Raw genomic sequence first — 12,907 nt, forward strand, 5'->3', positions numbered from 1 at the left:
ACCGCCGTCTCCCGCGGCTCAGGCGAGCAGGCGGGTGTCGGCTCCGCGCGGCGCGTACAGCGATCGCGGCAGCAGGACCGCGCGCACCCGGGTCGGACCGTCCGCACTGCGCCGCAGACTCGCGAGCACGAGGCCGAGCGGAGCGCTCAGGTCGACGGGCTCGGCGTGCCGGGCGGGGCGTGCATACGCGGAACGCTCGACCGCGTCCGTCAGCTCCCGCAGTGCCGCCGCATCCGCACCCCGATCGCGGGCGAGGCCGCTCGCGCGCGCTCGCGGGCTCTCCGCGTCCGACACCGGCAGGTGCAGGTCGAGCAGGGTGTCGCGCAGCTCGGACCACGCGGCGGCCGCATCACCGCGCCGAGCGCGCCGCATGCGCATCGCCCGCTCGACGAGCCGGATGAGTGCCGGAAGGAGCAGCACGACGATCGCACCGCCGACGACGAGTGCGACCGGGGTCGGGTCGAGGCTCCGCAGCTCTCCCGCGCTGGACGAGTCGCCGCCCGCGTCGCCGCGGTCGACCTCGGGCCCTGACGTCTCCTCGGTCTGCGGTGCCGCACTCGGCGCGGGCCCGACGGGGCTTCCGGTCGTGCCGCCCTCGGACACCCCGGCGCGGAAGGCGGTCGGCACGCCCAGCGACGCCGTCGGCTCGAACGGCACCCAGCCGATCCCGGGGAACAGCACCTCCGGCCAGGAGTGCAGCTGGTCGCTCGTGACCGAGAAGATCGACTCGTCGCCGCGCTTCTCGTCGGTCAGGGATCCCGGCAGGTAGCCGACCACGATGCGGGTCTGCATCCCGAGGCTCTCCGCCATCAGCGCGAACGCGCCGGCGAAGTGCACGCAGTACCCCGAGCGCTCGTCCAGGAACTCGGCGACAGCCTCCGCTCCGGTCCCGTCGAAGCCCTCCTCGACCGGGGTCTCCAGCGAATACTCGAACTGCGCGCGGAACCAGTTCTGCAGTGTCACCAGCCGGTCGTAGTCGGTGTTCTCGCCGGCGGTGACCTCCGCGGCGAGCTCGGCGATGATGTCGGGGAGCTCCACCTCGTCGGTCTCCGGGTCCTGCACGGGCGGTGCCGCCTCGACCGCGCGGATCTGCTCGAGCGTCGGGACCACACGGGTGGAGGTGACGGTGTAGTCGTTGCCGGCCGCATCCGCCCGGCGAGAGTAGAGGGTGCGGTTCTCGGGGGCCACGCGCCAGGCCGCGCTGAGGCCCTGCACCTCGGTGGCGGGGTACGGCAGGGGCAGCCAGGAGCTCGACATCCGCAGCACCCGGATCGACGTGGTCGTCTCCTCGGTCACCACGCCCTCGCCCCACTCCGGCGCGCCGAACCCGTCGGCCTGGGACTGCAGATCGCCGCGGTCGGGCTGCCAGACGCGGCCGTCGAACCGCGACAGCGTGGTGAGCCGGAGGTACGGGGCGGTATCCTCCTCGGTGGCGAGCGTGAGCACCTCGACGGGATTGGGCTGCCGCAGATCGTCGCCGAGCCGGAGAGACGCATCCACCGTGACCCCGACGCCCGTGCCGGCGACGGTGGATGCGACCGGGAGCGCGGGCGTCAGCACGAGCGTCACGGCGAGCGCCGCCGCGCCCATCCCGACCGCGAGCCCGATCGAGGAGCGCCGCGGCGCCTCGGGGTGTCGCTGGGCCGTCGCACCGAGGACGAACAGCGCGTAGATGCCGAGGAGCACGAACCAGGCGACGTTCGGCTGGCCGCCCGTGACGATCATCGGGATCGCGCCGATCGAGCCGGCGAGCAGGATCGTGAGCACCGCCGCGCGATGCGCGACCAGGTGATCGAGCAGGATCGCGACCACGGCGAAGCCGGCGCCGAGCACGGCGGTGAGCGCGGGGGAGGCGTCCAGCGGTGCGGAGCCGAACACGATCTGCTCCCACGCCGCGGCGCCGAGGCCTTGGAAGACGGTCACCGTGGTCGCGGTGGGCGCGAGGCCGAGGATGGCGGTGTCGCCCGCGAGCATGAGCGTGAGAGTGGTCACGGTGATCGCGAGCTGGGCGAGCAGCACGGCGAGCCCGCGGAGGGCGTCGCCACGATGCCGCAGCAGGTGACGCAGCAGCATCCCGACCCCGGCGACCGCGGCGACGAGCAGCACGACCGTGAACGACCAGGGGCCCGGGGTGATCACCGAGGTGAACGGCCACAGTGCCACGAGTGCTCCGGCCGCCGCGATGGTCCCCGATGCGACGAGCCGCGGCGGCTCGATGCCGTCGCGGTGCCAGAGCGGTGCGACGCTCGCGGGCGGAGTCGCGGCGCGTGGCCGCTCAGCGCGGAACATCGCTCGCTCCGATCCGCGCGGCCAGCGCGTCGTCCCAGGCCTCGGCGGCGTCGGAGCCGAGTGCGGTCACCGTCCAGCCGTGCGGGCGGGCGGCCTCCACGGCACCGGGAAGCGGCTCCGTGACGAACAGCATCGGCGCCGCGGCGCCGGAAGGACGCAGGAGTGCCGCGTCCTCCTCGTCCAGCCGCCCGGTGATGTAGACGAGCGGACCGGGCGGGGTGCCGCCGATGAGCGTCGCGAGGTCGCGGGCCTCGCCGCGCGGGGTGACCAGAGCCAGCGCGACCAGGAGTCCGTCGCGGTCGTCCTCGTGACCGCGGAGCGTGCCGAGCACCGCGCCGGTGCTGTCGAGCACGTCCACGCTGTAGCCCTCCGCCGCGAGGTGCAGGGCGACCGAGGCGCACAGCGATACGGCGGTCTCGAACGCCGGGTCGGCGTGGTCGCCCGGTGCCGCCCAGCGCGAGCCGCTGCGATCCAGGACCACCACGGCGTCAGGACTCGATTCCTCCTCCTCCTGCCGGACCATGAGCTCGCCGCGATGGGCGGTGGCCCGCCAGTGGATGCGGCGCATGCTGTCGCCGGGCGCGTAGCCGCGGGGCGAGAGGTTGTCGCTTCCCTGGCCCAGTCTGGTCGACGAGGTGTGCGCGGTACCGCCGGCCGCCCCGATCCGCACCGAGAGCGGCGCGAGCGCGAAGACCTCGGGAACCACGGTGATGGTGCGGGTGTCGCCGAAGGCCTGCTCGCGCTGCGCGAGGCCGAAGGGGTCGACCGTACGCAGCATCAGCGGCCCGAGCGCCCACACTCCGCGCCGCACGCCGGTGATCGAGTAACTGAGCTGAGCGCTCTCTGCCGGGTACTCGCCACCGGAGTCGCCCGTGACGGCATCGGGGAGCACGTCGTGCCACAGGCCCCGGGGGACGCGGAGCGCCCGCAGCGCGAACCGGACCGTGACGCGGGAGGTCTCCGACACCGTGAGCAGGTCGGTGGAGATCTGTCGGCTGACCGTCCCGGACCGCCGGGGGAGTCGCACGGCGAGGGCGGCGATCACCGTGAGCGTCGCGAGGAACACGCCGAGGTACAGGAGGATGCGCGATCCGACGACGTTGGCGGCGATCAGACAGCCGAGGGCGGCGATGAGCGCACCGGTGCCGCGAAGCGTGAGGAGTCGGCGTCGGCGCATGGCGGCCTCAGGATCGTGTCGCGACGGGGACGCGCACGCGCTCGGCGATCTGGCGGAGTGCGGCTTCGACGGGCTGGGCGCCGGCCCGGTGGGCGCCGCGAGCGGGCAGCAGCCGGTGGGCCAGCACGGGGATGAGCAGGGCGGTGATGTCGTCGGGGATCACGAAGTCGCGTCCGTCGAGGGCCGCCCACACCTTGGCCGCCCTGACCAGCTGCAGGGTGGCGCGAGGGCTGGCCCCCAGGTGCAGGCTCGGGTCGGAGCGGGTGGCCTGAGCGAGCGCGACCGCGTACTCCTCCAGCGCCGGGGCCACGTGCACGGCGCGCGCCCACGCGATCAGCTGGGAGATCGACGCGGCGTCGGCGACCGGCGCGACGGTGGCGAGCGGATTCACCACATCGCGCTGACGCAGCATGAGCGCCTCCGCGGCCGGGTCCGGGTATCCCATCGAGATGCGCATCATGAACCGGTCGCGCTGGGCCTCGGGCAGTGCGTACGTGCCCTCCATTTCCAGCGGGTTCTGGGTCGCGACGACGAGGAACGGGTCGGGCAGGCGGTGCGTGGAACCGTCGACCGTGACCTGCCCCTCCTCCATGGCCTCGAGCAGCGCGGACTGGGTCTTGGGGGAGGAGCGGTTGATCTCGTCGGCGATGACGATGTGCGCGAACACCGCCCCGCGCTTGAACTCGAACTCCCGGTCGACAGGGTTGTAGACGGAGACGCCGGTGACGTCACCGGGCAGCAGGTCGGGAGTGAACTGGATGCGGCGCACCGTGGCGTCGACGCTGGCGGCGAGAGCCCGCGCGAGCATGGTCTTGCCCACGCCCGGCACGTCCTCGATGAGCAGGTGGCCTTCCGCGAGGAGGCAGACGAGCGCGCTGCGCACGGCGTCGGGCTTGCCGTCGATGACCTGGCTGATCGAACCGAGGATCGCTGCGGTCTGCGCCGCGAAGCCCTCGGCATCGATCGTGACCGGGGGCAGGGGGGCGTTCTCTGGCATGCGATCCCTCTCATGTCGGCGCAACGATGCGCGTGAATCGATCGTACGCTTCGGCGGGCGTGCGGGACCATGCCCGGGTGGGTTCGCCGCCTTCCGTCGGGTCGGGTAGAGTGGACGACGGCTCTCCGCGTGGCGGCATCCAGGCCAATTCCCCCAGGGCGGAAACGCAGCAAGGGTAACCGGGCTCTGCTGGGTGCGCGGAGGGTCTTTTCTTTTCCCTCGACCGCAGCGCGATCTCTTCTCCCGCGGCCGCATCATCGCGATCGCGGAGTCGCAGGAACTCAGGAAGACGTCGGACCCGCCTGCGACAATCGAGCCGTGACCCTCCCCCCGACTCCGGCACCACGGCACCCGCTCGGCCGATTCGCGTCCCCCGTGCTGCTGCTGGCGCTGATGTGGGCCGTGCAGTTCGCCGATGCCGTGCTTCCGGGCTCGTTCAGCGGCTTCGGCATCCGCTCCTGGGATCCGGCGGGGCTCGGCGGAATCGTGTTCGCACCCCTGCTGCACGCAAGCTGGACCCATCTGATCGCGAACTCGGTGCCGTTCCTCGTGCTGGGGTGTCTGGTGGCCGTGGAAGGGGCACGCCGGTTCTGGGCGGTCACGGCGATCGTCGCCGTCGTCGGCGGCCTCGGCACCTGGCTGGTGAACGCACCGGGGACCCTGACCGTCGGGGCTTCCGGGCTCGTGTTCGGCTACTTCGGCTACATCGTCCTGCGGGTGTTCACGCCGGGGCGCGTCGCCCATCGCATCCTCTATGCGGTGATCGCGGTCATCGTGATCGTCCTCTACGGCGGAACCATGCTCGCGGGGGTGTTCGGGGCCGCCGCCGGCGTGTCGTGGCAGGGGCATCTGTTCGGGGCGATCGGCGGCGGCGTCGCGGCGCTCGCCGCACGCCCCCGTGCACGCGGAGGAGCCGCACAGCCATGACCACGCGACGAGCCGCGCCCCGCGCACGGTCGGCGGGGTCACGCACTCCTGCGGCCGCCCGCGCCGCGGCGGCGCGCCGTCGTGCCGCCACCCGTCGGCGCAACGCTCGACGTGCCCGCGCGAAGCTGCTCCTTCGCCGCCTGGCCGTCTCCGCCGGGGTGGTGGCGGTGGTCACCGGGCTGTTCGTGCTGATCCCGTTGGGCCTCGCCAGGGACCCGGCTCCCATCTGCATCGACCGCCCGTCCACATTCCCCGAGGCGGGCATCGAGGGCTGGCGGGGCGAGCAGCTGGAGAACGCCGCGACGATCATCCGCACCGCGTCGACGCTCGGGTTCGGCCGGGACGGGCAGATCCTCGGGGTGATGACGGCGATGGGCGAGAGCAGCCTCCGTGCGATCGACTACGGCGACTGGGAGACGAGCGGCTGGACCAACCCCGACGGCACTCGCACCACGAGCATCGGGCTGTTCCAGCAGCAGGACTGGTGGGGCAGCGTCGAGCAGCGGATGGATCCGGCGACCTCTGCCGCGCTGTTCTTCGAGCGGCTCGGGCGGCTGCCGTCGTGGCAGACGATGCCGCCGTCGCACGCCATCCACCGCGTGCAGATCAACACCGACCGGGACTACTACGCCCGCTACGAGGACGACGCGACGGCGGTCGTCGACGCCCTGTCCGCCCCCTGCGAGTGACGGGACCTTTGTCACGGGGCGGTCCGGGTGCGTCCGGGGATCCCCCGCCTAAGCTGGTGCCGTGGCGCGGAGCATCTACATCACCTCGGCCGAAGGCCATACCGGCAAGTCGACGATCGCCCTCGGGGCGCTCGACGCACTGATGCGCGTGTCGCCGCGGGTGGGCGTATTCCGTCCGATCGCGCGCTCGGTCGCGGAGCGGGACGAGATCCTGGAGCTGCTGCTCGCGCACGACGGCGTGCAGCTCGACTACGAGGACTGCATCGGCGTGACGTACGACGACGTGCGCGCCGACCCCGAGGGGGCGCTCGCGACGATCGTCGCCCGGTTCAAGGCCGTCGAGGCGCAGTGCGACGCCGTGGTGATCGTCGGCAGCGACTACACGGATGTGGCGAGCCCCGCGGAGCTCGGCTTCAACGCGCGCATCGCCGCCAACCTCGCGGCCCCGGTGCTGCTCGTGCTCAGCGGCCGCGACCAGCAGCGGCAGGCCGAGCAGCTCGGCACGACCACCGCACGCGTGCCCGCCGCCATCGGGCAGATCGCCGCGCTCGCCCTGTCCGAGCTCGCCGCCGAGCGCGCCGAACTCTTCGCGGTCGCCGTGAACAGGGCCGATCCCGGAGCGCTGGAGGCCGTGGTCGCCGCCGTCCACGACGTGCTGCCGGATGCGCGCACCCCCGTGTGGGCGCTGCCGGAGGATCGCGCGCTCGTGGCGCCGTCCATCCGCGGGATCCTCTCCGCCGTCGACGGCACGCTGCTGGCGGGCGACGAGGAGCGCCTCACGGCGGTGGCCCTGTCGATTGTGGTCGCCGGCATGTCGATGGTGAACGTGCTCCCGCGCATCACCGAGGAGGCGGTCGTGGTCATCCCCGCCGACCGCACCGAGGTGCTGCTGGCCGCGCTGCTCGCGGACTCCTCCGGCACGTTCCCGCGCATCGCCGGCATCATCCTCAACGGGCCCTTCCCGCTGCCCGCCCCGATCCTGCAGCTGCTCGACGGTTTCGCGTCCTCGGTGCCGATCATCACGACCGACCTGGGCACCTACGACACCGCGGTGCGCGTGATGGGCACCCGAGGGCGCATCTCCGCGGACGCCCGGGGACGCTACGACCGCGCCCTCGCGCTGTTCCAGGCCCACGTGGACGTCGCCGAGCTGACCGAGCAGCTGGGCCTCGCCGAGTCGCACGTGGTCACCCCGCTGATGTTCCAGTACGGACTGATGGAGCGCGCCCGCGCTGACCGCCGCCGCATCGTGCTCCCCGAGGGCGACGACGACCGGATCCTCCGCGCCGCGGCGACGCTGCTCGCCCGCGAGGTGGCCGACCTGACGATCCTGGGCGAGGAGACGGCCGTGCGGGCCAGGGCGACCGAGCTCGGGGTGGACATCTCCGCCGCGCAGGTGCTCAGTCCGACGGATCCGGAGCTCGTGGAGCGCTTCGCCGAGGAGTACGCCCGGCTGCGTGCCCACAAGGGCATCACGCGCGAGCGGGCCGCCGACACGGTCACCGACGTGTCCTACTTCGGCACGATGATGGTGCACCTGGGTCTCGCTGACGGCATGGTCTCCGGCGCCGCCCACACCACGGCGCACACGATCCGACCGTCGTTCGAGATCATCAAGACCAAGCCGGGCGTGAACGTCGTCTCCAGCGTCTTCCTCATGGCGCTCGCCGACCGTGTGCTGGTGTACGGCGACTGCGCGGTCATCCCGGACCCGACGGCGGAGCAGCTCGCCGACATCGCGATCTCCTCCGCGATGACCGCGCGTCAGTTCGGCATCGAGCCGCGCGTCGCGATGCTGTCATACTCCACGGGCGAGTCCGGGACGGGGGCCGATGTCGACAAGGTCCGCCAGGCGACCGCCCTCGTCCGCGAGCGCGCGCCCGAGCTGCTCGTCGAGGGCCCCATCCAGTACGACGCCGCCGCCGACGCGGCTGTCGCCAAGGCCAAGCTGCCCGACTCGGCAGTAGCCGGACGGGCGACGGTGTTCGTGTTCCCCGACCTCAACACGGGCAACAACACCTACAAGGCCGTGCAGCGCTCCGCGGGCGCGGTGGCGATCGGCCCCGTCCTCCAGGGCCTCAACAAGCCGATCAACGACCTGTCCCGCGGCGCGCTCGTGGACGACATCGTGAACACGGTCGCCATCACGGCCATCCAGGCGCAGGGCGCCGCGCGAGCGGAGGGGGAGCCCGCATGAGCGCCATCCTCGTCATCAACAGCGGCTCGTCCTCGCTGAAGTACAGCCTCATCGATGTGGCGCACGGGCACGAGCTCGCGAGCGGACTGATCGAGCGCATCGGCCAGGCCGCAAGCCCCGTCTCCCATACGGTGCGCCCCGCGCCGAGCGCCGAGGCCGCCCCGACCATGCTCGACGCCACGTACCGCGCCGAGCAGCCGATCGCGGATCATGCCGCGGCCTTCGCGGTGATGCGGGAGCAGTTCGCGGCGCACGGTCCCTCCCTCGACGACACCCCTCCCGTCGCCGTGGGGCACCGGGTCGTGCACGGCGGCGCCCGGTTCTACGCGCCGACTCTGGTGGATGCGGATGTGGAGCGCCAGATCGACGAGCTCGCGGTGCTGGCGCCGCTGCACAACCCTGCGAACCTGGCGGGGATCCGCGCCGCGCGGGCGGTGTTCGACTCCGTGCCCCATGTCGCGGTCTTCGACACGGCCTTCCATCAGACGCTGCCTCCCGCGGCCTACACCTACGCGATCGACGCGGAGCTCGCCGCCGCGCACCGGGTCCGGCGGTACGGCTTCCACGGCACCAGCCACCAGTACGTGAGCGAGGCCGCCGCCCGCTTCCTCGGCCGCGAGCTGTCCGCGCTGCGTCAGCTCGTGTTCCACTTGGGCAACGGCGCCTCGGTCACGGCGATCGACGGCGGGCGCTCCGTCGAGACGTCGATGGGCCTCACGCCGCTGGAGGGGCTGGTGATGGGCACGCGCTCCGGCGACCTCGATCCGGCCACGCTCGTGCACCTGTCCCGGCGGGCCGGGCTCTCCATTGACGACCTCGATCGGCTGTTGAACACACGCAGCGGACTGGCCGGTCTCGCCGGCCGCAGCGACATGCGCGACATCCTCGCCGGCCGTGCCGAGGGCGATGACGCCGCCACCCTCGCGTTCGACGTGTACGTGCACCGTCTCCGCGCCTACGCCGGCGCGTACATCGCCCAGCTCGGCGGTGTGGACGTGATCTCGTTCACGGCCGGTGTGGGGGAGAACGCCGCCCCCGTGCGGGCTGCGGCGATGGCGACGCTCGGCTTCGCCGGCATCGAGATCGATCCGGTGCGGAACGAGGCGAGGGAGCGCGGCATCCGCGTCATCTCCGCCGCGAGCTCGCGGGTCACCGTGCTGGTGGTCCCGACGGACGAGGAGCTGCAGATCGCCAGGCAGACCGCCGAGCTGCTCTGATCCGCCCCGCGGGGTTACCCCTCGCGTGCCGCCCGCATTACGCTTGCACAGTGGCACGGAGAGGTGCCGACCGTCATCGCCCTTCTCCTGGAGGCTCTGTGCCAGAAGCCCTGCCCGACCTGCTCCACGCCGATGGAGTGCTGTTCGACCTCGACGGCGTGCTCACGCCGACGGCCGAGGTGCACATGCGGGCCTGGAAGGCGGTGTTCGACGACGTCTTCGCGCGTTGGGGGATCACCCCGCCGTACACCGACGAGGACTACTTCGCCTACGTCGACGGCAAGAAGCGCTACGACGGGGTCGCGAGCCTGCTGCACAGCCGCAACGTGGAGGTGCCGTGGGGTGCGGTCGACGACGACCCCTCCGCCGAGACCGTCTGCGGCATCGGGAACCGCAAGAACGCCGCGTTCGCCGCGTCGCTGCGCGGCCAGGGCATCGCGCCGTTCCCCGGGTCGCTCGCGCTGATCCGACGTCTGCAGGAGGCGGGCGTGCCGATGGGCGTGGTGTCGAGCTCCAAGAACGCCGAAGAGGTGCTGGCCGCCGCCGGCATCCGCTCGTACTTCCGCGTGGTGGTCGACGGGGTGGTCGCGGAGCGCGACGGGCTCGCGTCCAAGCCCGCGGCCGACATGTTCGCGGCCGGCGCCGCACGCCTCGGGGTCGACCCGGCGCGCAGCGTCGCCCTCGAAGACGCCACCTCCGGCGCGGCCTCGGCTGCCGCCGCCGGCTTCGCGACCGTGATCGGCGTGGACCGCGGCACGGGCGCGGATGCCCTCCGCGCCGCCGGCGCGACCCACGTCGTGGACGACCTCGCCGCCCTGCTCCCCGCCACCCCGATCGTCAACCCGGAGACCGCATGATCGACCGCGAACGCTTCCCCGTCGACCCGTGGCGTCTGATCGAGACGCGCTATTCCGAGGAGGGCGTCGGCGAGACGCTGTTCTCGGTCGGCAACGGCTACCTGGGCCTGCGCGGCAATCACATCGAGGGTCGCGGCGCACACGAGCACGGCACCTTCATCAACGGCCTGCACGAGACCTGGCCGATCCGTCACGCCGAGCAGGCCTACGGCTTCGCCGAGGTCGGGCAGACCATCGTGAACGCGCCGGACGCGAAGGTGATGCGGCTCTACGTGGATGACGAGCCCATCTCCTTGGACGACGCGGATGTGCGGGAGTACGCCAGGTCGCTCGACATGCGCACCGGCGTGCTGGAGCGCCGCGTGGTGTGGGAGACGCCGTCGGGCAAGCGCGTCCGGATGCGCGACCAGCGCCTCGTGAGCTTCGAGGAGCGTCACCTGGCGGTGCTGCGGCTCGAGGTCGTGGTGGAGAACGCGGACGCCCCCGTCACGATCAGCTGCCAGCTGCTGAACCGACAGGACGGCGCCGGCGTCTACGCCGGAACCCCGATCGCGAGCAAGGGCGCCGGCTTCGACCCGCGCAAGGCCGAGCGCATCGCCGATCGCGTGCTGCAGCCGGCGGAGCACTGGCAGGACGGCATGCGCTCTGCGCTGTCGTACCGGGTGGCGGCGTCCGGCATGACCGTCGCGGTCGTGGCCGACCACATCGTCGAGACCGAGAACGAGTACAACGCCCGCACGCTGTGCGAGCCCGACATCGCCAAGAACGTGTTCCGCGTGCAGGCGAAGGCGGGTGTGCCGATCACGATCACCAAGCTCGTCAGCTACCACACGTCGCGCGGCGTGCCGACGCGCGAGCTGGTCGACCGCTGCCGTCGTTCGCTGGACAGGGCGACCGACGAGGGCGTCGAGTCGGTGTTCCGCCGGCAGCGCGCGTGGCTGGATGCGTTCTGGGAGCGCAGCGACGTGCAGATCGGCGGACGCGACGACCTGCAGCAGGCCACGCGGTGGTGTCTGTTCCAGCTGGCGCAGGCCTCGGCGCGCGCGGACGGCGCGGGGGTTCCCGCGAAGGGTCTGACGGGCTCCGGCTACAGCGGTCACTACTTCTGGGACACCGAGATCTACGTGCTGCCCTTCCTCACCTATACGACGCCGCGCTGGGCGTACAACGCGCTGCGCGCCCGGGTGAAGATGCTCCCGGCGGCGCGCCGCCGCGCTGCGCAGCTCAACGAGGCGGGGGCGCTGTTCCCCTGGCGCACGATCAACGGCGAGGAGGCCTCCGCGTACTATGCGGCCGGCACCGCGCAGTACCACATCAACGCCGACATCAGCTTTGCGCTGGGCAAGTACGTCCGGGCGACGGGCGACGAGGCGTTCCTGCGCCGGGAGGGCGCCGACATCGCGATCGAGACCGCACGGCTCTGGGCCACGCTCGGCTTCTGGCGAGGCTCGCGCCTGGTCGAGCAGTCCGGCGCGGGCGACGGCCTGCAGACGTTCCACATCCACGGCGTCACGGGCCCGGACGAGTACACGACGGTCGTGAACGACAACCTCTACACGAACGTCATGGCGCGCTACAACCTCCGCTACGCCGCCAAGGTCGTGCGCGAGATCAGGGAGAGCTACCCCGAGGACTACGCGGCGCTGGTCGAACGCACCGGGCTCGGCCCCGGCGAGGCGGAGTCGTGGGACCGCGCCGCCGAGGCCATGTACATCCCGTACAGCGAGAGTCTCGGCATCCACCCGCAGGACTCGCTGTTCCTGGAGCGCGAGGTGTGGGATCTCGCGAACACCCCTGCTGATCAGCGGCCGCTGCTGCTGCACTTCCACCCGCTGGTGATCTACCGCTTCCAGGTGCTGAAGCAGGCCGACGTCGTGCTGGCCCTGTTCCTGCAGGGCAACCACTTCTCGCCGGAGGAGAAGAAGGCGGACTTCGACTACTACGACCCGCTGACCACGGGCGACTCGACGCTGTCGGCGGTCGTGCAGTCGATCCTCGCGGCCGAGGTGGGGTATCAGGATCTGGCGCAGAAGTACTTCGAGCAGTCGCTGTTCGTCGACCTGCACGACCTGCACCACAACGCCGCGGACGGCGTGCACGTCGCGTCGGCCGGCGGCGTGTGGACGGCTCTGGTGTGCGGCTTCGGCGGCATGCGCGACTACGGCGGCGACCTGAGCTTCGACCCGCGGCTGCCCGCGGCGTGGCCGTCGCTGTCGTTCCCCCTGCAGTGGCAGGGGACCGCGCTGCAGGTGACGGTGACGCGGCACGAGCTGCGCGTCCAGGTGCGCAGCGGGCCTCCGGTGCCGTTCAGTGTGCGGGAGAACGCGTACATCGCGACCATGGAGGACGACGTCATCGTGCCGCTCGCGAACCAGGGGCCGGTGATCCCCGGTCGACCGACGCTGAAGGAGTTCGCCGACGCGCGACGCGACGACGGCACACGGCTCTCGGCCTCGGTTCCCGTGATCACGAGCGCGATCCCGGTGGTGGAGCCGATCGACTAGGCGGGGCGGCGGAGGGGCCGCCCAACGTCCGTGGCACGCCGTAGGCTGGTGGG

Annotated in this window: 9 protein-coding genes and 1 other RNA gene; 7 read left to right on the forward strand and 3 right to left on the reverse strand. The window is 72.2% G+C overall.

Annotation, left to right across the window (positions count from 1 at the left end; all coding sequences use genetic code 11):
• Positions 1-18 precede the first annotated feature (18 nt).
• From M3C17_RS06125 to M3C17_RS06135, 3 genes are read right to left on the reverse strand one after another with little or no spacing between them, the layout of a single operon-like run.
• Positions 19-2,289 carry a DUF3488 and transglutaminase-like domain-containing protein gene (locus tag M3C17_RS06125; protein ID WP_259976768.1) on the reverse strand — a complete coding sequence of 757 codons (2,271 nt, stop codon included), beginning with the start codon at positions 2,287-2,289 and terminating at the stop codon, positions 19-21.
• Positions 2,276-3,466, reverse strand: coding sequence for a DUF58 domain-containing protein (locus tag M3C17_RS06130; RefSeq protein WP_259976769.1), 1,191 nt, complete (start codon positions 3,464-3,466; stop codon positions 2,276-2,278). The genes M3C17_RS06125 and M3C17_RS06130 overlap by 14 nt, the downstream gene beginning before the upstream one ends.
• A 7-nt stretch (positions 3,467-3,473) precedes the next feature.
• Complete coding sequence (locus M3C17_RS06135) at positions 3,474-4,463, reverse strand: MoxR family ATPase (protein WP_259976770.1); 990 nt, start codon at positions 4,461-4,463, stop codon at positions 3,474-3,476.
• Between the two features lie 116 nt (positions 4,464-4,579).
• On the opposite strand from M3C17_RS06135, the gene ffs reads away from it, so the two are divergent.
• From ffs to M3C17_RS06170, 7 genes are all read left to right on the forward strand, one after another.
• Positions 4,580-4,676, forward strand: an RNA gene (gene ffs / locus M3C17_RS06140) — signal recognition particle sRNA small type.
• Positions 4,677-4,781: 105 nt separating this feature from the next.
• A complete protein-coding gene (locus M3C17_RS06145) occupies positions 4,782-5,390 on the forward strand; it encodes a rhomboid family intramembrane serine protease (RefSeq protein WP_259976772.1) in 609 nt (202 codons plus the stop codon).
• Positions 5,387-6,079 carry a hypothetical protein gene (locus M3C17_RS06150; protein WP_259976773.1) on the forward strand — a complete coding sequence of 231 codons (693 nt, stop codon included), beginning with the start codon at positions 5,387-5,389 and terminating at the stop codon, positions 6,077-6,079. The genes M3C17_RS06145 and M3C17_RS06150 overlap by 4 nt, the downstream gene beginning before the upstream one ends.
• Before the next feature lie 61 nt (positions 6,080-6,140).
• Positions 6,141-8,276, forward strand: coding sequence for a phosphate acetyltransferase (gene pta, locus M3C17_RS06155; RefSeq protein WP_259976774.1), 2,136 nt, complete (start codon positions 6,141-6,143; stop codon positions 8,274-8,276).
• Complete coding sequence (locus tag M3C17_RS06160; RefSeq protein ID WP_259976775.1) at positions 8,273-9,493, forward strand: acetate/propionate family kinase; 1,221 nt, start codon at positions 8,273-8,275, stop codon at positions 9,491-9,493. Before pta ends, M3C17_RS06160 begins: the two co-directional genes overlap by 4 nt.
• Positions 9,494-9,591: 98 nt before the next feature.
• Positions 9,592-10,350 carry a beta-phosphoglucomutase family hydrolase gene (locus M3C17_RS06165; protein WP_259976776.1) on the forward strand — a complete coding sequence of 253 codons (759 nt, stop codon included), beginning with the start codon at positions 9,592-9,594 and terminating at the stop codon, positions 10,348-10,350.
• The gene (locus M3C17_RS06170) at positions 10,347-12,854 is read left to right on the forward strand and encodes a glycoside hydrolase family 65 protein (RefSeq protein ID WP_259976777.1); all 2,508 of its coding nucleotides are present in this window, start codon (positions 10,347-10,349) and stop codon (positions 12,852-12,854) included. The genes M3C17_RS06165 and M3C17_RS06170 overlap by 4 nt, the downstream gene beginning before the upstream one ends.
• Positions 12,855-12,907 lie beyond the last annotated feature (53 nt).

Origin of the sequence: Microbacterium sp. p3-SID336 (assembly GCF_025143365.1) — a bacterium.
Lineage (GTDB): Bacteria > Actinomycetota > Actinomycetes > Actinomycetales > Microbacteriaceae > Microbacterium.

Coding starts and splice junctions, on each gene's coding strand:
- M3C17_RS06130 (WP_259976769.1), bottom strand. CDS start 3,466: ATGCGCCGACGCCGACTCCTCACGCTTCGCGGCACCGGTGCGCTCATC.
- M3C17_RS06135 (WP_259976770.1), bottom strand. CDS start 4,463: ATGCCAGAGAACGCCCCCCTGCCCCCGGTCACGATCGATGCCGAGGGC.
- M3C17_RS06170 (WP_259976777.1), top strand. CDS start 10,347: ATGATCGACCGCGAACGCTTCCCCGTCGACCCGTGGCGTCTGATCGAG.
- M3C17_RS06160 (WP_259976775.1), top strand. CDS start 8,273: ATGAGCGCCATCCTCGTCATCAACAGCGGCTCGTCCTCGCTGAAGTAC.
- M3C17_RS06150 (WP_259976773.1), top strand. CDS start 5,387: ATGACCACGCGACGAGCCGCGCCCCGCGCACGGTCGGCGGGGTCACGC.
- M3C17_RS06125 (WP_259976768.1), bottom strand. CDS start 2,289: ATGTTCCGCGCTGAGCGGCCACGCGCCGCGACTCCGCCCGCGAGCGTC.